Below are 20,602 nucleotides of genomic sequence, written 5' to 3' on the forward strand. Positions count from 1 at the left end.
GAGTTGCGAAATTATTGTTAATTAATTAAAAAAACCACCGCTTTGGCAATCAAGGCGGTGGTTTTTTAATGTTAGAATTGTTTCACGTGAAACTTAGTTTACGAATTGCTTTAGATAATGGGTATAGAAATGATCGAAGTTTTTTTACTTGCGATAGCCTTGGCGATGGATGCATTTGCGGTATCAATTGGGCTAGGGGCTAAATCGCAAAAGCAATCATCTGCTTATGTGCTTCGTTTAGCCATTTATGCAGCGCTGTATTTTGGTATTGCACAGGGTGTGATGCCACTGATAGGTTATCTATTAGGTGCAGTATTATTAGGCTGGTTAGCGACTGCTGCACCGTGGATTGGTGGTGGGATTCTTATTGTGCTTGGCGCTAAGATGTTATATGAAGTGTTTAATGGTGAGGTTGAAGCGGTATTAGCAGACGGTTTCGATGGGAACATACAAGAAAAAATCAATCATCGTATGATGTTTACATTGGCTATTGCCACCAGTATTGATGCAATGGCAGCAGGCTTTACTTTAAACTTACTGGCACTTAATGCATGGCTAGCGTGCTTGATTATCGCTATTGTCACCGCTGGATTTGGCTTTTTCGGTATCTATTTAGCTAAGCATTCAGGTACGTGGCTTGAGGATAAAGCTGAGATGCTTGGTGGATTAGTATTGATAGCTATTGGTATAAAGGTGATGTTTATCCGTTAATAAGCATCATTATTTGGCTTGATTCTCTACAATAAAAAGCACCCCTTTGATGATCAAAGGGGTGCTTTTTTAATAAAGGCTTTGTTTCACGTGAAACAATAACTATTGTATATTAACTACTCTCTATTCTTCGTCAGTATCAAAACGCCATGCAAGTATACGCGTACTCTTTTGACCTTGGCTCATCTCAATGATGCGCATTTGAGCAACACCAAGTTGTTTTAACAGCAATTGCAGAGGTTTTACGTTTTCTGACTTTGAGACTAAACTTGTGAACCAGCCAACATGCTCAGCGAAATCTTGACTCTCTTTTGCCATTTTGGTTAAAAAGGCAATCTCACCGCCCTCAGACCATAGCTCTTTATGCTGACCACCAAAGTTTAGGTTTTGCGCGGCATTGCCAGACTTGGTTGAGCTACGGCTAATTTGTGCGTTCTCATTCTTACCGCGATGTCGTTGCAAATTATGCTGCTTACGACTATTGGCTTCCATCGCTTCTTCTAATGAGGCATGGAACGGCGGATTACAAACCACCACATCAAAGTAATCTTGGCGACCGATAATATTTTTAAAAATAAATTTAGGTTCGGTCTGTAGTTTTACTTTAACGGCACTCTTGAGCTTTGGATTGGTCTCACAAATTAGCGCGGCGGTATTGACTGAAATAGGATCAATATCTGAAGCCGTAAAGCGCCAGCCATAGCTTTGGCTGCCAACAATAGGATAAATCGCGCTGGCACCGGTGCCAATATCAAGGGCGTGGATTTCTTTACCAGTCGGTGGGGTATTGTCTTTATTCACATGCGTGGTTTGTGCGAGTAAATCGGCAATATAGTGAATATAATCGGCACGTCCTGGAATCGGTGGACATAAATAGCCTTCCGGAATATCCCAAAATTTCACACCATAATAATGAGCCAGTAGCGCTTGATTCAGTACGCGCACGGCAGCACTGTCCGAGAAGTTAATCGTCGACTCACCTTTAGGATTGGTGATGGTGTGCTTAGCAAGCTCAGGCAAAGCGCGAGTCAATACTTCAAAGTCATAACGACCTTGGTGCGGATTGCGCGGATGTAGCTGCCCTAGTTTTTTGGCAGTTTCAGGCGATCTGTTTCGGTGATTGTTGGCGGTCGGGCGACGGTTCATAGGCTTACTGGTCATAGTATCGGGCTTTGATGTTTGAATATAATGCACCATTTTAGCAGATTTCACGAGTCACTAGCGTCTTATCGGCTACGTAAAATCAGATTTAATCCCAATATTATCATCGCTGTACCCAATACACGGTCGATCCAATGTTCAAAACGCTGAAAGCGACGATGAATGGCAGGAATAGACAGTAACATCACCACGGTACTAAACCATGCCATCTGCAAGACCATCATCCATACGCCATAAATAGCCAATTGCCACAGCGGTATATCGGGTGATAAAACGAGGGTAAATATCGCGACGAAATAGACGGGCGCTTTGGGATTAAACACATTACAAAAAAAGCCACGGCGCAGAATGGAAGCGGTTGAGTCTGTATCAGTAGGCGGTTTTTTATTAGAAATGGCTTTATCAGAAAGCTCGGTATGATTGGTAGAAGTCGTTTGCTTAATAAGCATATCTTGTGAAACGTGAACACCTGAATCTATTAGCTCTACTGGATTTACTAATTCTGATGTTTTTTTCGGTTTGGCTTGAATACCTTGCCATCCTAGATAAATAAGATAACTGCCGCCCAACCATTTAATAGCAGTGAGTAGTGGCTGCGAATGGGCGATGAGCGTTGCCAGTCCTAGCACCGAATAGATAATGTGTACGGCAAGACCTAAGGTAATACCAAGACTACAAATCAAACCCGTGCGTCTACCTTTTGCCAAGGTTTGCTGTGAAACCAATACAAAATCAGAACCCGGAGAGGCGGCAGCGAGTAGATGGACGCTGGTGATAAGCAAAAAACCGTGCCAAAATTCCATAAAATGCTCTGAGTCATGTCTTGAGTTGGATAATAGTTGCACATTAGCGTAAATGAGGTCAACTGATATTGACACCAGCTATTGAGGCTCATGCTAAAACGATGCTTGCGTTGCACCGAACGTATGTCTATATTGAAAGGAAGGTTTATTAGCTGTAGTAATATCAATTTAGTGTAATTTGTACTCTATAAACGAATGCTTTAAAAAGGATAAGACCATGACTACGGAAAGCCACAATAGCAATGATGCTGGAAATAACACTGGCAATGACAATCGCATTACTTATGACATCCAAGATTATATCTGCCTGATTGGATTAAATCGCGCGGATAAGCGCAATGCCTTTGATAGCCATATGATTAAGCAACTCTCTGACGCACTCACTCAATATGAAAATGATGCCAATCTTCGCTGTGCGTTAATATTCGCCCATGGGGAGCACTTTACCGCAGGGCTTGATTTGATGGAGCTACAGGATAAGTGGGATAAAGGCGCGTTTGAGTTTACTGCCGACGAAATCGATCCGTGGGGTATCGGGGGAAAACTACGCACCAAACCTGTGGTCGTGGCGATACAAGGAACGTGTTTCACTGCTGGTATTGAGCTGATGTTAAATAGCGATGTCGTTGTCGCTAGTGATAACTGCAACTTTGCGCAAATGGAAGTCCAGCGCGGCATTATGCCGTTTGGTGGCGCGACTGTACGCTTCGTAGCAGCAGCTGGCTGGCAAAAAGCCATGCCGTATCTACTCACTGGTAAAGCATTCGATGCGCAAGCGGCTGACAGGCTGAATCTAGTCAGCGAAGTGGTGGCAAAAGGTGAGGAATATAAGCGTGCGCTAACCATCGCCCAAGAGATTTGCAACGCTGCACCGCTTGGCGTGCAAGGATTATTATCATCAGCACAAGATGCCAGTCGTAATGGCGCAAAAGTGGCATTAGCTAATATTCATGGTTATCTGCCACATTTGTTTCATTCAGAAGATGCAAAAGAGGGTGCGATGGCGATGGTTGAGAGACGTGAGGCTGAGTTTGTGGGACGTTAAGCACTATAAGCTAAGAAATAACAATTTAGATTAGAAGAGATAGTATGAATCAAAGCTCATCAGCACAAAGACTAGAAACTGAACAAAGTAATAGTAGCAATTTTAAAATAACGGTACTTTCTCCTTCAGATAACCTTGAGAGTAGTGCAAGCTACAAAAATTATGAGAAAAGATTAGTTGCAGCATTAAGGCATGAGCTTGTGTTAAATATAGCTCTTACGGGGATATATGGCTCAGGTAAGAGTAGTATTTTAAACACTTTCAAAAGAACTTACGAGAATAAAAATGAGTGGGATTTTTTGGAGGTATCACTTTCTACATTTAAAGTTGAGAAGGTTAGCGAAGGTAATCAAGCTGATGAAGAGAGTATAGATAAAGAGGTGAGAGGTCTTACGCCAGATAAAATTCAGCTAATTGAAAGAAGTATATTACAGCAGTTTTTTTATGCTGTACCTCAAAGCGATATTCCTTTATCAAGATTTAAACGTATTACACAAAATTCTAAAGAGAATTATAGGGAAGTATTAGGTGTAATTATTCTGGGATTATGGAGTTATCTCTATGCTTTTGATCTTATAGGTTTTATTACAGATTTGATAGAGTTCGCAAACTGGTATCATTATTTTAATTTAGTTATTTTAATCGCTTGTACATTATTTCTGATAGATAAAATATTTAGCTATGGCTTTGGTCTCAAAGAGATAAAGTTCAACCTCCACAACGCTGAATTTAATATCAAGAACGAACAAGAAAAATCTATTCTTAATGATCATTTAGATGAGATATTATATTTTTTTGAAACTACTGGAAAGAATGTTGTCATCATCGAAGATTTAGATAGGTTCAATGATACTGAAATTTTTATTAGACTTAGAGAGTTAAACTCAATTATTAATAAGTCTTGCCCGCATCGAGTTGTGTTTATATACGCAATTCGTGATGATATTTTTGAGGACAATGAAAGAAGTAAGTTCTTTGATTACATCATTCCTGTTATACCTATAGTTAATCCAACGACTGCATATGACATAGTCATAAAAGAACATAGCAGTATAGCAAACGAGCTTGATAATAAATTTTTATTGAATACTTGTTTATACTTTAGCGATATGAGGCTTTTAAAGAATATTTTAAATGAGTATGAGGTTTACTTTGATCAACTTAAAGTTTTGGATATAGATAAGAATAAACTCTTTGCAATGGTTGTTTATAAAAACTATCACCCAAACGAGTTTGCCAAACTAAACTCGAACTCAGGTGAAATATATGAGATTTTCCATAAAGAGAAGCTGAAAATAGTTGAGATTTTGGCAACAGAAAAATACCAATTTATCTCTAACTTAGAGCTTAAAAAAAATAAAATTTTAGATGAGGGGTTAAACTCAATTAAAGAGCTTAATAGTGTTTACTCTTATATGGTTTTAAGGAAGTTGGACAGTGTAATGCAACAAGGGACTTACGGCCGGCAGTCAAAAATAAATGTTGTCGTTGATTCTAAAGGATATAGTATAAGCAATATTGTTAGTACTGAAGTGCTTAAGGAAATGGCACAACATCAAACGATTACTTTGGAAGTAACTAATACAAGTTTTACAGTAAGTTTCAATTTTAGTGATATTGAAGATGAAGTTAACCCCGATACACCTTATCTAGATAGGCTTTCTAATATAGAAGATAAGAAAAATGGTGAGTTAGAAAATTTATTAAATGAAGAGTCTAATACGAGATATGAGATCCAAGATACAAAAAGAATGATGTTAAGAGAATTGCTGAATCAGTCTGATATTATTATTGACAAGCCTTTATTGAAGTTTTTTATCACTAATGGATATATAGACGAAACATATCAAAGTTATATCTCTTATTTCTTTGAAGAATCTATTAGTTTGAATGATAAAAACTATGCTCTTTTAGTTAGTACTTTTGATGAACCAGATTTTGAGCTTGAATTGAAAAAATGTGGTGAGTTAGTTGAAAATTATTTGGGACTGGACAAGTTATCAACTCACAGTGCTCTAAACTTCACTATGTTAGACTTTCTGCTAAATAACTCTAGTAAAACAATATATCTTGAAAAGTATATAGAAGTTATTTGTGATGCATCAAATTTATCTAGGGCGTGTCCTCAATTCAATCGATAGTTATCTAAATGGGTTAAAAATGGCTAAATCTTGCCAAACGGCGTCAAATAGCTGACTAATATCTCGATATTATCTGCGCTATTTTCCTTGTTTGACTGCAATTTATCTCATTTTTATCGCCATTTTTAAAATGAGGACACGCCCTAGAGATTTCCTTAAGATTTATCTCAAAAGAGATAAAAATCTCTCTTTATTGATACCAAGGATAGTAGGTATTAGAGAGGATATTATCGATGAAATAAATATCTACAACAATACGGAAGAAGCCAGACTTAATCTGAAAAGGTTTATTAAGTACCTACCTTTAAAGTCATATGAAGAACTACCGTATTTAACTGAACAAATTAGAGGTGAACTAAATATTCTAAGAGATTATGTTAGTGTTATTTCAGATTGCTTCGATAATAATTTTGATGACTTTCAAGGGTTTACGGATATAGTTCAACCAACACTTAAGCATGCTGTTTTTTCAGAAGAACAAGTTGAAGAACTTAATTGGTTGGGTAAGAACAGATACTTAGCTATCAATAAGCATATGATAAAACAAGTTTTAGTAAATAGTTTAGAAGACTCTGATACAGCTGTCGCTGACCTAGAAGTCAAACCAATAACCCTTATGGCTAACTCTGGTATTGACTATCTAACTGAAAATATTTGGTCTGAAAATCTATTGGAATATATAAGAGTTATTTTAGTAGATGCAGATGAAAGTACCTCGTATTCTGAAGATGAAAATGTTTATATTAAAACTTTAAATGTGTTGGATAGTCGCAATTCAATAGTAGAAAAATTTATTGACATCACTTCTACTAAGATTAAAGATATAAGTGTAGTCGAAAACTATCAAATTCAACAATATCTTATCGGCAGCTTGAAAGTCCCATACTCATGGTCAAATGTTTTTAAGTATTTTTCTGAGTCTTATGAAGATCAGGGTGATCAAGGTGCTTATCGGGAGATAGATGGTTCACTTGTCAAATTCTTGGAAAATGGACGAAGTTATTTACAAATGGTTAATTACACAGAACTAGATTTTTTAGGAATTGTAGACTGGGAAGCTACTAAAGCTGAGTTCGATAAACATCTTTTTGTATGTAGTGAGTTGAGTGATGACGCATACGAAAAACTAATTGGTGTAACTGATAACAACTGGAACAACTCAAACTTAGAGGATATTAGTCAAGAGAAAATTCGGGCTCTAATATCTCTTGGAAAGTTAAGTTTAACTCCTGAAAACTGGGAACAAGTCAAAGAACATGCATCAAAAGAAGTTATCTTGACTTTTTTAGTTAAAAATATTGAATTTATAATGAATGATTTAGACTTTATTCAACTGCGTCCACAGGATATAGTATCTTTACTTTTTTCTGAAGATATTATCAATAATAGTAAGCGCTTCCTAGTTGAAAATATAGGCGTTGATTTGATTAGCGTTGGTGAGCATATTCGCAAGAAAATTCTAGGGGTATATGGTAGTGATAGAATACCTATTACTATTTACGAGCAATTCATTGAGCATGCAGATTCAAATGAGCTTAAAAAGCTACTTCTAAATCAAATTGAAAATATGAATGACTCAGAAATTATGAGAGTGTTAAGCTTATTAGATGAGCCTTATCAAACTCTTACTCATGGTACAGACGTTGAATTTGAAGACTCTGAAGAGAATAGAGCGATCTTAAATAAATTAAATACAGCTAGAGTAGTAAGGAAATTCCCTAAGCCCAAAAGACCTAAGAGTAACCCTATCGGTAAAAAAGTGCTTTCTACGAGGTTACAATCCCATGTTCTAGGAAATTAAAACCAGTCACCTTGTGACACGGTTTAGCCCTGACATGAGAGCCGTAAAAAAATTGCACTGCAATTTTAGGCTTGCAAGTGAAACTCTCTTAAATGAGAGTTTCTTGAGGCTATCCTGCTTGAATAAGCGTGTTGCGAAGGCTAGGTTTTGGAGCATATCGTGACCAAACAGGGATGACCCAAGCCGTAGCCTCGCCACGCCTAGATGAGCAGATAATAGCGGAGGGCAGGATTGGCTCCCACTTCATAGTAGCTCTGATAACCACGCAATCTAATGCAGCACTTCAAAATACTACCAAGCAAACCAAACATACCAACCAAAAAACCCCCGCCATGGCGAGGTCTCATTATCTTATCGAGTATAACTGGTGATAACTGCACCAGCGTTAATAGCTTGGCACTGATTGACTACTATTATTTAGCTGATTTTTTATAGTAATCAACCATCATAGTGCCTAATGTGCCGTTGTCATCAATAGTGACTATTCTGACCGTACCTGATTGTGCTGCGGTACTCGACTGTACTTGTCCAGCATTACCTAAGACGACTTGGTTGTTTTTAGCTGCCTTTGCCTCGTTACCGATAGCGATGCTATTCATGCCGCCAGCCATAGATTTATTGCCTAACGCTACCGAGTTTGCACCTTGTGCGGCTGCCGCTTCACCAACTGCGGTAGAGCGAACACCACTAGCATTGGCTAGATGACCAAAGGCTTGCGCGCGTTCGGCAGTGGCTTTTGATTGCCAACCGATAGAGGTTGAGCCTAAACCTGCGGCATTGGCTTCCCCGCCAACAGCCGTTGCGGAGTTTAGACCTGCATTGGCTTTATTGCCGACAGCGACCGTATCGTTAGTACCACCAGCCATGGCTGCTTCACCAACTGCGGTAGAGCGAACACCGCTAGCATTGGCTAGATGACCAAAGGCTTGCGCGCGTTCGGCAGTGGCTTTTGATTGCCAACCGATAGAGGTTGAGCCTAAACCTGCGGCATTGGCTTGACCACCGACAGCGGTTGCTGAGTTCAGACCTGCATTGGCCATATTACCGATAGCAACCGTGTCGTTAGTGCCGCTAGACATAGCACTATTGCCTAAAGTAATGGCAGTACTGTTCGTAGTGGTTTGGGTATTTGAAACTTGGGAGTCAGCACCTGTTGCCATAGCAGTGCATGCAGAAGTTGCGGCAATGGCGAGAGTAAGGGAACTGATTTTGAGTGCTAATTTTGATAGGGAGTCCATTTTCATCATGCTAAGTCCTTTTAGACAAGCCATCTTGGCTTAGTAGGGGGTTTGGGTAAAAGCTGATAGATCATAATCCTTGCAATATGAGCATACTCTGGCATAAATAACTTGATCATATGTAGAGTCCGCAACATTAATGTAACACTAATTTTTAACCATTATTCAAATAATGATAGCATTATATTTTCAAAGGTCATTTAAGCCGACGAATGAACAGTTATAATATAAAACTACCGTAAAGGAGAGCATCGGTGCTGTACAACTTTGATGAAATAATAGACAGACGTGATACGGGGTCGTTTAAATGGCATTATAGCGATGACACGATTCCGCTATGGGTCGCGGATATGGACTTTAAGACTGCCCAGCCTATTTTAGCGTCGATTGAACAAGTAGCGCAGCATGGTATATTGGGTTACACCGTGCCGACCGAGCCGTTGTATCAAGCGATTATCGACTGGCATGGCAGTCGTTATGACTTGTGGCTGGAGCAGCAGGATATCCTGTTTTCTCCGGGTGTCGTGCCAAGTTTGGTGATGATGATGAAGGTGTTTACCGAGGCAGGGGATTCGGTACTTATCAATGATCCGATTTACACGCCTTTTATGACCAAGGTTTTGGATAATAATCGTAAGCTGGTGACCTCTGCATTACAGGAGGTTGAAGGGAAATATATTCTGGATTTAGCTGATATAGAAGCTAAAATTATTGAGCATAAGGTTAAGCTTTATTTGTTCTGTAATCCGCATAATCCGGGTGGACGTGTATGGACAGCAGATGAGATTGAAGCGCTGCTTTTAATTTGTAAAAAGCACGATGTGGCGATTGTGAGTGATGAGATTCATCAAGATCTAAATTTGAGTGGTCATACATTTACACCTTTTTTAACCTTAGCAGCTGGCTATGAGCACAAAGTGGTAAGCCTAACCTCGATGACCAAAACCTTTAATATTGCCGGTATCAAAGGCTCGATGATATTTGCTAAAGACAGCGCATTACTGAGTAAAATTAACCAGCAGCAGCGCTTAAGTGACGAGCATGAGCTAAATTTATTTGCTTATACGGCGATGCATCGTGCTTATGAAGAGGGTGGTGAGTGGTTGGCGCAGGCGCTGACTTATATTGAAGCCAATATTGACTTAACCATACAATTTTTAGAAGAGCATTTACCTAAAATTAAGGTGATGCGTCCAGAAGCTTCGTATTTGATTTGGCTAGATTGCTCGGCATATGCGCAAGACGATCAACTGCTCTATGACAGGCTTAGAGCCGCTAAAGTTGAGCTTAGCGCAGGCATTAAGTACGGTAATGAAGGGCATCTAAAAATGCGCCTTAATGTGGCGTGTCCTAAAACGCTGCTGATAGAAGGGTTAAATCGTATGCATACTGCCTTAAATATTGATGATTTTAATATAGTCGATTCCATTTAAAAAGAATGCAGTACTGCTGGGATAAATTTTGCGAAGCCTCTGGAGTGCGAAGTGCACAGCAAGCGAGGAAAGTTTATCCCAACATAACGCTATTTTTAACGTACCTCTTTATATTGAAATGACTATATTATTTAGCTGGGTAACCGGTAATATCTTGAATACTTTGATATAAGGGTTTTAGACGCTCATACATTTTGAGATAAACCTCATTATAAAGACGTTTGTAGAGCTGGACGTTGGCGTCAATAGGTAAGAACTCATCGCCCAAATGGGTCATGGCCTGAGTTGCGGTTGAATGGTCAGGATAAACGCCAAGCCCTACTGCACAATTGATAGCCGCGCCTAACCCTGAGGCTTCATAAGTATGGGGGCGGTAAGCGGGCATGCCAAAGATATCAGCCGTAAGCTGCATAGCCGAGTCACTTTGAGAGCCGCCACCTGAGACACGCAGGTGTTTAATGGATTTACCGGTACGCTTCTCAATGGTATCGAAGCCTAGTTTTAGCTCGTAAGCGAGCCCTTCTAATATAGCGCGATAAACGTGCGCTCGTTTATGCACATCACCAAAGCCAATAAGCGCACCTTTGCCCTCAAGTCCCGGATGACGCACACCTGGCGACCAGTATGGCTGCATCATTAATCCCATACAGCCTGCTGGAATGTCTTTCACCGCTTGATCGAGGAGTTTTTCGGTATCGATGCCTTGGGTCTTTGCTAACTGCTCTTCATAGTGGGCAAATTGCTCTTTAAACCAACTGACCATCCAAAAGCCGCGATAAATCATGTACTCATGATTGTAGTAATTTGGCGCGGCGGCAGTGTAGGCGGGCATATGTTTAAGTATCTCGATATAATTACTCGAGGTGGTATTAATAGTCGCGGTGGTGCCAAAGCTTAAGCAGGCGGTGTCTGCGGCGAGACCCGCAGAGCCTAACGCTTCACAAGCCTTATCACTGGCGGCAGCAATCATTGGTATGCCTTCCAGAATACCAGTAGCGGCGGCAGCGTGAGCGCTTATAGAACCGAGTGGTTGACCGGGTGCAACTAACTTAGGCATTTGCTCTAGTCGGCAACTAAACAGTCGCCATTTGAGGTTATTTGGCTTAAACCAAGCTTGCGCCTTGTAATCGTACGGCAGATAGCCAAGGGCATGACCAGTGGAGTCAGCTAATTCACCTGTCAACTGATAGGTCAAGTACGCTGATAAATTGATATAATAGGCTGTTTTTGCCCACATTTCTGGCTCATGATGAGCAAGCCAATTACAGCGAGCTTTTTGCTGAGCTTCATTGACCAGCTCACCCATACCAACCACTTTAGTGAGTGGCGAGAGAAATCCTATGTCATTGGTTTCGCCGCGACGCAAATCCATCCAGACAATGGCAGGACGTAGTGGCTGTTTGTCTTTATCCAAACATATCATGGTATAGCGCTGGGTGGCGAGGCTAACGCCAGCGATTTGCTCGGGCGTAATATCGCAGCTTTGCCACAATTGCTGACAGGCTTCGCTTAATTTTTTCCAATAGTAGTCGGCATGCTGCTCCGCAAAATTTGGCTGCGTTGAAAAATACGGTTCGATAATGACGCGGGCTTTGGCGATTTCAGTCCCAAATTGATCGAAGATAAGCGCTCTGACGCTTTGGGTGCCATTGTCGATGGCTAAGAAATAAATAGGAGCATCAAAGTGGTTGGTCATAGTCATCCTTAACTATGTAGTGATAAGCAGTAATAAAGATAGGCTTAAGCCGCAGGCAAGTGATAATAGCATTGCCATAATTGGGTATAGCGTTCAACTTCTTGCTGCCATTTTTGCTCATCCCAGCCCAGCTCTTGCTGACATATTTGTTTGAGCCTATCGCTAATCAACGGCGTCATTGCACCATTTGGCAATATCAATCCCAAGCGTGTACGGCGTAATAATAAATCATCCAAATGGATAACCTGCTCATAATGTACGGCAAAGCGAATCTCCGCCCAAATGGTATTGCTATCGGTCACATAAGCCAAATCATCGTCATGAGCTAATTCTAATAAGGTATCAAGCTGTAGACCGTAAAACCCTTGCAAGCGTTGTTGCAATAGTGGTGTTAGGGTTGAAAACTTGGGATTGGTTGGCGGTTGATTGCTAAAGACTTGGCTGCTATATGAGACATTATTTTGAGTAGCCGACTCATCAAGTTCGAGCACCTTTTGACAAACTTTCAGTACATCAAGGGCGATTAGGCGAAAGGTGGTTAGCTTGCCACCGCTGACGGTGACCAAATTATTATCCAACCAGACGCTATGGTCGCGTTTTTCTTTACTCGGACTGACGCGCTTACCATCACCGCCATCAGAAATCAGTGGACGTACGCCTGCCCATGAGCTGATGACATCCTTGCGGCTAATGTCTACATTATCAAAGAGATTGTTGGTTGCCGCCAATAGGTAATCCACCTCTTCATTAGTGATACCGACTTCGTTATCGTCTAATGGCGGATGATCCAAATCGGTTGTTCCAAGGACGGTACGGTTTTCCCATGGAAAGACAAAGACGGCTCTTTTATCGACAGGATGCAAAAAGGTATAGGCTTGTTTGATTGGTAGGCGCTCTTGACTGACCACCAAATGACTGCCACGCGACGGGCGAATTTGCTTATGAAAGTTTTGTTCTGTTTGTTTGCTTGCCTGCATCCTTAGAGTATCCGCCCAAGCACCCGTCGCGCTGACCACCACTTTGGCATGAATATCGTAGGTATGACCGTTGTCTTCGGATGCGGTATCTTTTAGAGTAGCACCCGTCACCAAGCCTTGCTCATTGGTGATTAAAGACTCAGCTTTAAGGTAGTTAATCGCCTGCGCGCCGTCATTAATCGCCTCATCAAGTACCCGCATCACAAGGCGTGAGTCATCGGTCACTGCATCGCTAAATTGACTGGCGCCCAAAAATTTTTCTTGCTTGATGTGCGGATTAAGCTGTAAAAAAGCGTCTTTTTTAAAGTATTTAGAGTAGCGCTTGCCTGCCAACCCATCGTAGACACGTAGCAAGGTATTGAATATCCATGGCGGTGGAAACTTGCCTTTATAATGCGGCATGACGTAATGCATCTCGTTGACGAGACCACTTGCTTCGCTGAGCATGCGCTCGCGCTCACGGACGCTCAGCAAAGTGGTTTTATAGTCACCTGAGGCAATATAGCGCAGCCCGCCATGTACCATTTTGCTAGAGCGGCTGGACGTGCCCCAAGCAAAGTCTTTTTGCTCAATGAGTAACACCGCTAAGCCGCGCCTTGCTGCCTCGCGAGCAATCGCAGCACCAGTAATGCCGCCACCGATGATAAGCATATCCCAAGGTTCTTTTTGAGACAAGCGGCGAGATAAAGGCGCTAATGCTTGCTGGCGCTGCTGGTATTGATCATGCTGATTGGCTTGGTTCATAAATGATCCGTCGTAACTTACACTCAAATTAATCAGTGACTCAGTGTTCCTAAGTCATCTGGTCGGACTGTAGCTACCTTTTAATCTTCGATTAAAACACCCGGGTTCATACGCTGTTCAGGGTCTAGGCTCTTGAGCATATCACTGGTCACTTGGATACCTAGCTCACCCTTTTCAGCAGCAAGATAGGGTGCATGGTCACGGCCGACGCCATGCTGGTGTGATATTGTCGCTGTGCCATTGGCCAAACTTGAACTGGCGGCATGTTTGATTTTTTGCCAGCGGCTTAACGTGCTGGCGTGATCTTTTGCGGCTCTAAAGAAGTAGGTAGTATAAAGGCTAGCACCTTGCTTATAGACGTGCGAGATATGGGTAAAGGCCATGACGTTTTCACCTTCATCTGCCAAGGAAGTCTGAACGGCTTGTTGCATCTGCTGCATTTGCTCGTCGATATGATTCCAATTAGTTGCGGTCTCAAAGGTATCGACCATGATGCCTTTTTCCCATAAAGTGCCACGAAGATAAGGGAATTTAAAGCGTCCATGCGCCCACACACTGCCCATGATATCGGTTATTTTGCCCGTGACACTGCCTTGCTGTTTTAATAGCTTATTAAACTGTGTCAGTGCCAATTTATTCTGTGCTTTATCCCCTGAAACGCCATAAGTGAGCATGACTTTTTCTGAGCTGAGTCCGCGTGCTTTTAGATAAGTGCTAATGGCCAAAAACTGGCTAGGCGTCGTACCTAGATGTAGGTGCGCGTCAGTCTCGACCGCATTACTCAGGCGTAGCATAGATAGGCGAATATTTTTTTGCACAGCTTGTCTAAGCACTTCTTTACCTGCTTCCCAGTTGGGTAAAAAGGCGACTCTAAACAGTTCTTCTTCTGGTTGCGACTGCACACGCATTTTGACTTCGGTAAAAATACCAGCGCGACCCTCAGTGCCCATCATCATCTCACGCAGATCAGGCCCTGCTGCTGACGCTGGAATATCAGCAATATTGAGTACCCCTTGCGGCGTCACTAAAGTACCACCGGCAAACATCTGTTCGATGCGCCCGTAGCCTAAAGACTGCTGACCACTAGAACGCGCCGCAATCCAGCCGCCAAGTGTCGATAGCTCCCAAGACTGAGGATAATGTCCCAAGCGGTAGCCGTGTGCGTCCAGTTGTGCTTCGACTGCTGGCCCTTGTGTACCTGCGCCAAAAGTAGCAATTTGGCTCTCACTGTCTAAGTCAATCAGCTGATCCATTTTGCTCATGGCGATGGTCAATACGGGGCGTGAACCTTTTTGCGGATTGATATGACCCGCGACTGAGGTGCCGCCACCGAAAGGAATGATGATAAGGTCGTGCTCGCTCGCTAGCTTTAATAAGGTTTCGACATCAGCGGTCGATTCAGGAAAAGCGACCCCATCAGGAAAGACTTCAAAGTCGCCACCATGCATGGCTATCCAGTCTGGAAAGCTTTGGCCACGAGCATGTCTAAGTCTCACTTCGTTATCGACAGATACGGTATCAAGCTCAGTCATAGCAACAGGCAAGCGGGATTTGGGGACGGTTTTAAGTACTTGCTGTAAGCTCACTGATGATAGTTTTTTGGTTTTACCAATGTGCGATTTGATCAGTTTCGCCCCATGCGCTGAGACTTTTTTATTAATATTGATATTGCCCCAGCCATTCCAGCGCGTTTGCTCGATTGGGGTATTTACCGTATGACCTTTTAAGGCGGAGTCTATACTGGTGTTATTGGTATTTTGATTATCAGAATTGACTGAAATAGCTTTAGACGGGTCAGATTTAGGGCGTTTTCGGATAAGGGCTTTGATTTTGCTCATAGGGACATACCTGTCAATTTATTATGATTATCTGTGACTATAATAAGTAACTGTTTTCTGTACATTAGTCAACAACGATTGGTGTGCTGTTCCGACTTGCTAATTCTTTATTCCCCACCAAAACCATCAGTCTATGCGCTAAGTAGTGCCAAATAACACCAATAAAATCTAACATATAAAAATACCAATGCGGTGAGACTAAGCTAGAGAAGGTTTCGGGTGAAGTCCACGTGTTGCCTAATAATATACGGTAGTCATAGGCGATACTGATACAAGCTTCTCTGTAAAATGCTATATAAAAAAGCATAATGGCTGCTTTGTAATAATGCTTAAATCAGAATTTAGGCGTTACCCATAGAAATATTAGGCCAATTAATCGCGTTTTTATTCTGTTGATTACTCTACAGTGCTTTATCATCGCTACCTAGATGTAGAAAAATATAGAAGAAATGCATTCATTAATGAAATAAAGTAGAGGTTTATACTGATGAGCTATAGATTTATATACCAGTTAGCAGATTAGCGTATTTTTATAACCAATAGACTGCTCAAACTTGTTAAAATAGCGCACCAATTTATTTATTGATGGACACTACGTTATGACAACTGCTGCCAACGTTCCTACTATTAAAGAAGATCGCATCTTAATTCTCGATTTTGGCTCACAGTACAGCCAGCTTATCGCCCGCCGTGTCCGTGATTCTGGGGTGTTTTGTGAGATGTTCCCATATGATATCGACACTCAGCGCATTATCGATTTTGGCGCAAAAGGCGTTATCTTATCTGGCGGTCCTGAGAGCGTGCACGCTGATGACAGCCCACGCATCAATGATGCCGTATTTGATCTAGGCGTACCCGTATTGGGTATCTGCTATGGTATGCAAGCGATGGCAGAGCGCTTCGGTGGTAAAGTTCATGCCAGTGATATCCATGAATTTGGCGCATCGATTATCAATATTGACGGCAAATCTACCCTTATAGATGGCATCGAAGACGCTGCTGGTAAGCTAAATGTCTGGATGAGTCATGGCGATAAAGTGATTGATGCGCCACAAGGTTTCGATATCGTTGCTAGTACGCCAAGCTGTCCGATTGCGATTATGGCTGATGATTCGCGCCATTATTATGGTTTGCAGTTCCATCCTGAAGTCACGCATACCGCACAAGGTTCTGCATTACTAGGACGTTTCGTCCATGAAATCTGTGGCTGCGCTGGTAGCTGGACGCCTGACAACATCATCGATATGCGTATCGCACAATTGCAGAAGCAAATCGGAGATAAGCAAGTATTGCTCGGTCTTTCAGGTGGTGTGGACAGTTCAGTCGTCGCAGCATTATTGCATAAAGCGATTGGCGATCAGCTAACGTGTGTGTTTGTTGATACTGGTCTTTTGCGTCTGCACGAAGGCGACCAAGTGATGCAAATCTTTGCTGAAAATATGGGCGTAAAAGTCATTCGCGTCGATGCTGAAGAGTTGTTCTTAACGGCATTGGCTGGCGAGTCTGATCCTGAAGCCAAGCGCAAAATCATCGGTAAAACCTTTATCGATGTATTCGCTAATAGTGCTCGTGAAGTCAGTGAGCAAAGCGATGGTAAAGTCATCGAATTCTTGGCGCAAGGTACGATTTATCCAGACGTGATTGAATCAGCGAAGTCGCATCAAGGTAAAGCCCACGTGATTAAGAGTCACCATAATGTAGGCGGTTTGCCAGATGATTTGGCATTTGAGTTGGTTGAGCCATTACGCGATTTGTTTAAAGATGAAGTGCGTAAATTGGGTATTACCCTTGGTTTACCAGCGAAGATGATTAACCGTCATCCGTTCCCAGGACCGGGTTTGGGCGTGCGTATCTTGGGCGAAGTGACCAAAGAATTCGCTGATATCTTGCGTGCTGCTGATGCTATCTTTATGGAAGAGCTTGAGCGTTCAGGCTGGTATGAAAAGACCGCGCAAGCATTTGCGGTATTCCAACCAATTAAATCAGTCGGCGTGGTCGGTGATGGTCGCCGCTATGCGTGGGTAATCGCGCTACGTGCTGTTGAAACCGTAGACTTTATGACTGCGCGCTTTGCCCATCTGCCATATGATTTGATCGAGACGGTATCGAATCGCATTATGAATGAAATCGCTGAAGTATCACGCGTGACTTATGATGTGTCGAGTAAGCCGCCTGCGACGATTGAGTGGGAATAAACCGTTTAAGTATTCTAAACGGTAACAGTGTTAACCTAGCTAGATGTACAAACACGTACTATCTGCGCTCGGTTGCCTTGTTACCATTTTAGACTACGTAAACTTATCTAAATGAGCTTTTCAACTCATGTTTTATGAATTGATATAGGACTGATCAATAATTAGATTAGTTCAATATAGCGATAAAAAAGCACTCAACTTGGTTGGGTGCTTTTTTTGGTTAAAACAAACAGGCAACTAAGAATCCTCTAATTTTTCATTGAACATTTGTCTTTATTATCTATAATAGTATCAACTTTAATTGGCTATTATTTGTTAAAGTCGAAATAAGCCTATCAATCGTTCAGTATTTAGTAAAATTAAGGGATAAGATGTTTTGTAATAACTGTAATCAAGAAAATTCAAGCGAGGCAGGATTTTGTTCAAAATGTGGGCATCAGCTCTCTGACGTTCAAGCACAAACACCGCCACCATTAACGCCAGTTAATATTTCTAAAGATGCGCAAATCCCGCAAAACCATTCAGCTTCCAGTTCTGAAAATGCCGATGCTTTATTGGCTGCTTTCGTTGGTAAAAAGTATGATGATTTCTACCGTAATAAATGGTTTAAGGACAGTGAGCCACGTTTAGAAGTCAATAAGGATGGTTCGAGCATTCACAGTTTTAATATTGCTGGACTACTCTTGGGAACATCTTGGTTATGCTATCGTAAAATGTACCTAGTAGCCTTGTGTATTGTACTTGGCATAAATACGGTCGATTTAATTTTAATGCATCTGCTCGGTATGGAGGCGTATAGCTCTATAGGTCAAACCAGCTTTTTTGTCGCATGGGCAGTGCTGACAGGACTTTTAGGTAATTATTTTTACTTTAGTCACAGCGTCAAAAATATAAAAAAAGTCATGAGTAATACAGCTGACCCAGCGACGGTCGAACAGGAGTTAGCGGCAAAGGGTGGTACGTCATGGGTTGGCGCCATTGTGGGTAGCATATTATCAGTATTGCTATCTATGGGTATGTCCTATTTGTTTGCGCCTGATTGGTTTTGGTTGGTGTAGTACGTCTAATAAATAAGGTTAATCTAAGGAGGCGAGACAAAAGTGATGGAACCATTGAAACAAGCATATGATTTGGAACTCACGGATAAAGATCATGGGCAAGGTTGGGCTTTTGGTCGCCCAGTCGGCATCACCACGGATCAATGGCCGCGAAGCAGGATTAACGGTCTACCGATGGCGCACTTATGGACGATATTAGTGCCTGAAGCGTATCGCGTAAAAGGGAAAGATCTCGTGGCAATATCGCTTTTTCAAGCGGATGATCATATTGAAGATAGGGTAGACGGTGTTGAAGATATGATTGCTAATCTCACTGAGGTGAATGATACAGACGCTGAGAATTTTTGGGCGTCACTGAGTCGCTATGCTAACCATCGTCACCCTCAAGAAATCTATCTTGAAGATATGATTGGTGGTGGCTGGACATTGATTTGGCTAACCAAGGAGGAGTTTGAAGAGGAAGCGACAGCATTGCCTAGTAAAGAAGATGGTATATATTCAGACTATGAAATTGAAGCGTGGAGTAGCACCTGCTTTGTTAAAGATGAACCTGCTCAGTTTATTAAGCACGTTGTCCGAATAGATGATCCTAACGTTGGCAAGATGCTCGATGAGTGGCCAGATGAAGATGATGGAAATGCCTATATTCCGATGTTCTCTGAAAAAGGTGAGATGTTAAAGCTTGATAGGTTTCATGCAAAAAGTCATTTTGGTGGTACGGCCAATCCCATTCAAGCGATGCCAGAATTTAGTCCTTTTTATATTGAGTTTGAAGAAACGCTTGGCGATGCCAATATGGGTGGTGGTAATGGGCAAATTGATTTGCTGAATAATGAGTTTGATTGGGCGTGTGGTTAACTGTTGATAAAGTAGAAATGACTTTGTTTGATCGTAAGAAACTCTCTTTACATTCATCACATCTTTATCTAACTGCGAATACAATTGCTAAGATATCACGCGTGACTTATGATGTGTCGAGCAAACCACCAGCGACGATTGAGTGGGAGTAGGTTGAATTTTAATGAGTCTACTAAGGATGATTATACTTATATGTGTAATTATCCTATAATAGATTTTTATGGACTTTAGTTCTAAAGTTTAGCTTTCAAATGAGATGATTATAATGAATAAAAATTATGTTGCAAAAGAAGTTAAACTTGATGATTTGGTTCTAGATAAAGAAAACCCAAGATTTGCTGAGCTTTATAATGGTAGTAGTAAAGAGAGTGATATAGTCGAGTACTTATTATTTACAGAAGCAGCTGAAGAGTTAACTAAAGCAATTGTAGATGCAGACGAATTTTATTATGACAGGCCTTTATGGGTCTTCAAGGTTGATGAGAAATATATTGTTAAAGATGGTAATAGGAGGTGTGCAGCCGTAAAAGCTTTACAAACACCTAGTAAGTATAATTTAGATTTACCTAGATATGAAATAGATAAAATACCAGTATTGGAGTATCACAATCTATCAGAGTTAGAAAAAAGAATACGACTTGAGCATACTAGCAATTTGTTTAAAAAATGGGGACGGATTGCTAAAGCAATTGAAGTTTACAGGTTGTTTAAATCTGGTAGTTCTTTGGAGTCTTTAACTGAAATAGACTCTAAACCTAAAGAGTTTATAAAAATAGGATCTTTCTATAGTAGAGTTCAGATAAAACCGATACAATACATAAAAACTAATCAACTATTCAGATAAACCATGACTTATTCAATCGACTATCGTAAACAAGTGCTGTCTAGCATCGATAATGGTCT

16 protein-coding genes are annotated in these 20,602 nt (G+C 41.4%); 10 read left to right on the forward strand and 6 right to left on the reverse strand.

Annotated features, from left to right (window positions below; genetic code table 11):
- The first annotated feature begins 129 nt into the window (after nt 1-129).
- The gene (locus ACP7AE_RS11035) at nt 130-711 is read left to right on the forward strand and encodes a manganese efflux pump MntP family protein (RefSeq protein WP_426243065.1); all 582 of its coding nucleotides are present in this window, start codon (nt 130-132) and stop codon (nt 709-711) included.
- A 123-nt stretch (nt 712-834) separates the two neighbouring features.
- Here ACP7AE_RS11035 and rlmF read toward each other — a convergent pair whose 3' ends face one another.
- Together rlmF and ACP7AE_RS11045 are read right to left on the reverse strand one after the other, a co-directional pair.
- Nucleotides 835-1,872 carry a 23S rRNA (adenine(1618)-N(6))-methyltransferase RlmF gene (rlmF, locus tag ACP7AE_RS11040; protein ID WP_201540828.1) on the reverse strand — a complete coding sequence of 346 codons (1,038 nt, stop codon included), beginning with the start codon at nt 1,870-1,872 and terminating at the stop codon, nt 835-837.
- A gap of 65 nt (nt 1,873-1,937) precedes the next feature.
- Nucleotides 1,938-2,675 carry a LysE family translocator gene (locus ACP7AE_RS11045; RefSeq protein WP_426243067.1) on the reverse strand — a complete coding sequence of 246 codons (738 nt, stop codon included), beginning with the start codon at nt 2,673-2,675 and terminating at the stop codon, nt 1,938-1,940.
- Between the two features lie 217 nt (nt 2,676-2,892).
- On the opposite strand from ACP7AE_RS11045, the gene ACP7AE_RS11050 reads away from it, so the two are divergent.
- The 3 genes from ACP7AE_RS11050 to ACP7AE_RS11060 all read left to right on the forward strand — a co-directional run bounded on the left by ACP7AE_RS11050 (nt 2,893) and on the right by ACP7AE_RS11060 (nt 7,662).
- Complete coding sequence (locus ACP7AE_RS11050; RefSeq protein WP_201540830.1) at nt 2,893-3,720, forward strand: crotonase/enoyl-CoA hydratase family protein; 828 nt, start codon at nt 2,893-2,895, stop codon at nt 3,718-3,720.
- Nucleotides 3,721-3,764: 44 nt separating this feature from the next.
- Nucleotides 3,765-5,861, forward strand: coding sequence for a P-loop NTPase fold protein (locus ACP7AE_RS11055; protein WP_426243069.1), 2,097 nt, complete (start codon nt 3,765-3,767; stop codon nt 5,859-5,861).
- Nucleotides 5,862-5,991: 130 nt separating this feature from the next.
- The gene (locus tag ACP7AE_RS11060; protein WP_426243071.1) at nt 5,992-7,662 is read left to right on the forward strand and encodes a hypothetical protein; all 1,671 of its coding nucleotides are present in this window, start codon (nt 5,992-5,994) and stop codon (nt 7,660-7,662) included.
- Nucleotides 7,663-8,075: 413 nt separating this feature from the next.
- On the opposite strand, the gene ACP7AE_RS11065 is transcribed toward ACP7AE_RS11060, so the two are convergent.
- Nucleotides 8,076-8,909 (reverse strand): hypothetical protein, encoded by an 834-nt coding sequence (locus ACP7AE_RS11065; RefSeq protein ID WP_201540832.1) that lies wholly within the window; start codon nt 8,907-8,909, stop codon nt 8,076-8,078.
- Between the two features lie 245 nt (nt 8,910-9,154).
- Between ACP7AE_RS11065 and ACP7AE_RS11070 the strand changes: the two genes are divergently transcribed.
- On the forward strand, nt 9,155-10,333 hold the full coding sequence (locus ACP7AE_RS11070) for a MalY/PatB family protein (RefSeq protein WP_426243073.1): 1,179 nt from the start codon (nt 9,155-9,157) through the stop codon (nt 10,331-10,333).
- Between the two features lie 127 nt (nt 10,334-10,460).
- Here the strand turns inward: ACP7AE_RS11070 and ACP7AE_RS11075 are convergent, their stop codons facing one another.
- From ACP7AE_RS11075 to ACP7AE_RS11085, 3 genes are all read right to left on the reverse strand, one after another.
- Nucleotides 10,461-12,029, reverse strand: coding sequence for an FGGY-family carbohydrate kinase (locus tag ACP7AE_RS11075; RefSeq protein ID WP_426243075.1), 1,569 nt, complete (start codon nt 12,027-12,029; stop codon nt 10,461-10,463).
- Between the two features lie 44 nt (nt 12,030-12,073).
- Nucleotides 12,074-13,750, reverse strand: coding sequence for a glycerol-3-phosphate dehydrogenase/oxidase (locus ACP7AE_RS11080; protein ID WP_426243077.1), 1,677 nt, complete (start codon nt 13,748-13,750; stop codon nt 12,074-12,076).
- 80 nt (nt 13,751-13,830) lie between these two features.
- On the reverse strand, nt 13,831-15,588 hold the full coding sequence (locus ACP7AE_RS11085; RefSeq protein ID WP_426243079.1) for an FAD-binding oxidoreductase: 1,758 nt from the start codon (nt 15,586-15,588) through the stop codon (nt 13,831-13,833).
- Between the two features lie 599 nt (nt 15,589-16,187).
- On the opposite strand from ACP7AE_RS11085, the gene guaA reads away from it, so the two are divergent.
- From guaA to ACP7AE_RS11110, 5 genes are all read left to right on the forward strand, one after another.
- Nucleotides 16,188-17,783 carry a glutamine-hydrolyzing GMP synthase gene (gene guaA, locus ACP7AE_RS11090; protein ID WP_426243081.1) on the forward strand — a complete coding sequence of 532 codons (1,596 nt, stop codon included), beginning with the start codon at nt 16,188-16,190 and terminating at the stop codon, nt 17,781-17,783.
- Between the two features lie 371 nt (nt 17,784-18,154).
- Nucleotides 18,155-18,841 carry a DUF2628 domain-containing protein gene (locus tag ACP7AE_RS11095; protein ID WP_426243083.1) on the forward strand — a complete coding sequence of 229 codons (687 nt, stop codon included), beginning with the start codon at nt 18,155-18,157 and terminating at the stop codon, nt 18,839-18,841.
- A gap of 45 nt (nt 18,842-18,886) precedes the next feature.
- Nucleotides 18,887-19,699 (forward strand): hypothetical protein, encoded by an 813-nt coding sequence (locus ACP7AE_RS11100; RefSeq protein WP_426243085.1) that lies wholly within the window; start codon nt 18,887-18,889, stop codon nt 19,697-19,699.
- Nucleotides 19,690-19,851 (forward strand): hypothetical protein, encoded by a 162-nt coding sequence (locus tag ACP7AE_RS11105; protein WP_426243087.1) that lies wholly within the window; start codon nt 19,690-19,692, stop codon nt 19,849-19,851. Before ACP7AE_RS11100 ends, ACP7AE_RS11105 begins: the two co-directional genes overlap by 10 nt.
- A 113-nt stretch (nt 19,852-19,964) precedes the next feature.
- Complete coding sequence (locus ACP7AE_RS11110) at nt 19,965-20,543, forward strand: hypothetical protein (protein WP_426243089.1); 579 nt, start codon at nt 19,965-19,967, stop codon at nt 20,541-20,543.
- Nucleotides 20,544-20,602: the final 59 nt, after the last annotated feature.

Source organism: Psychrobacter sp. TWP2-1-2, from assembly GCF_049896785.1.
Taxonomy (GTDB): Bacteria; Pseudomonadota; Gammaproteobacteria; order Pseudomonadales; family Moraxellaceae; genus Psychrobacter.

Bases quoted from the DNA above. Each gene is read 5' to 3' on its own strand.
- ACP7AE_RS11035 (WP_426243065.1), top strand. From the start codon at position 130: ATGATCGAAGTTTTTTTACTTGCGATAGCCTTGGCGATGGATGCATTT.
- rlmF (WP_201540828.1), bottom strand. From the start codon at position 1,872: ATGACCAGTAAGCCTATGAACCGTCGCCCGACCGCCAACAATCACCGA.
- ACP7AE_RS11045 (WP_426243067.1), bottom strand. From the start codon at position 2,675: ATGGAATTTTGGCACGGTTTTTTGCTTATCACCAGCGTCCATCTACTC.
- ACP7AE_RS11050 (WP_201540830.1), top strand. From the start codon at position 2,893: ATGACTACGGAAAGCCACAATAGCAATGATGCTGGAAATAACACTGGC.
- ACP7AE_RS11055 (WP_426243069.1), top strand. From the start codon at position 3,765: ATGAATCAAAGCTCATCAGCACAAAGACTAGAAACTGAACAAAGTAAT.
- ACP7AE_RS11060 (WP_426243071.1), top strand. From the start codon at position 5,992: ATGAGGACACGCCCTAGAGATTTCCTTAAGATTTATCTCAAAAGAGAT.
- ACP7AE_RS11065 (WP_201540832.1), bottom strand. From the start codon at position 8,909: ATGATGAAAATGGACTCCCTATCAAAATTAGCACTCAAAATCAGTTCC.
- ACP7AE_RS11075 (WP_426243075.1), bottom strand. From the start codon at position 12,029: ATGACCAACCACTTTGATGCTCCTATTTATTTCTTAGCCATCGACAAT.
- ACP7AE_RS11080 (WP_426243077.1), bottom strand. From the start codon at position 13,750: ATGAACCAAGCCAATCAGCATGATCAATACCAGCAGCGCCAGCAAGCA.
- ACP7AE_RS11085 (WP_426243079.1), bottom strand. From the start codon at position 15,588: ATGAGCAAAATCAAAGCCCTTATCCGAAAACGCCCTAAATCTGACCCG.
- guaA (WP_426243081.1), top strand. From the start codon at position 16,188: ATGACAACTGCTGCCAACGTTCCTACTATTAAAGAAGATCGCATCTTA.
- ACP7AE_RS11095 (WP_426243083.1), top strand. From the start codon at position 18,155: ATGTTTTGTAATAACTGTAATCAAGAAAATTCAAGCGAGGCAGGATTT.
- ACP7AE_RS11100 (WP_426243085.1), top strand. From the start codon at position 18,887: ATGGAACCATTGAAACAAGCATATGATTTGGAACTCACGGATAAAGAT.
- ACP7AE_RS11110 (WP_426243089.1), top strand. From the start codon at position 19,965: ATGAATAAAAATTATGTTGCAAAAGAAGTTAAACTTGATGATTTGGTT.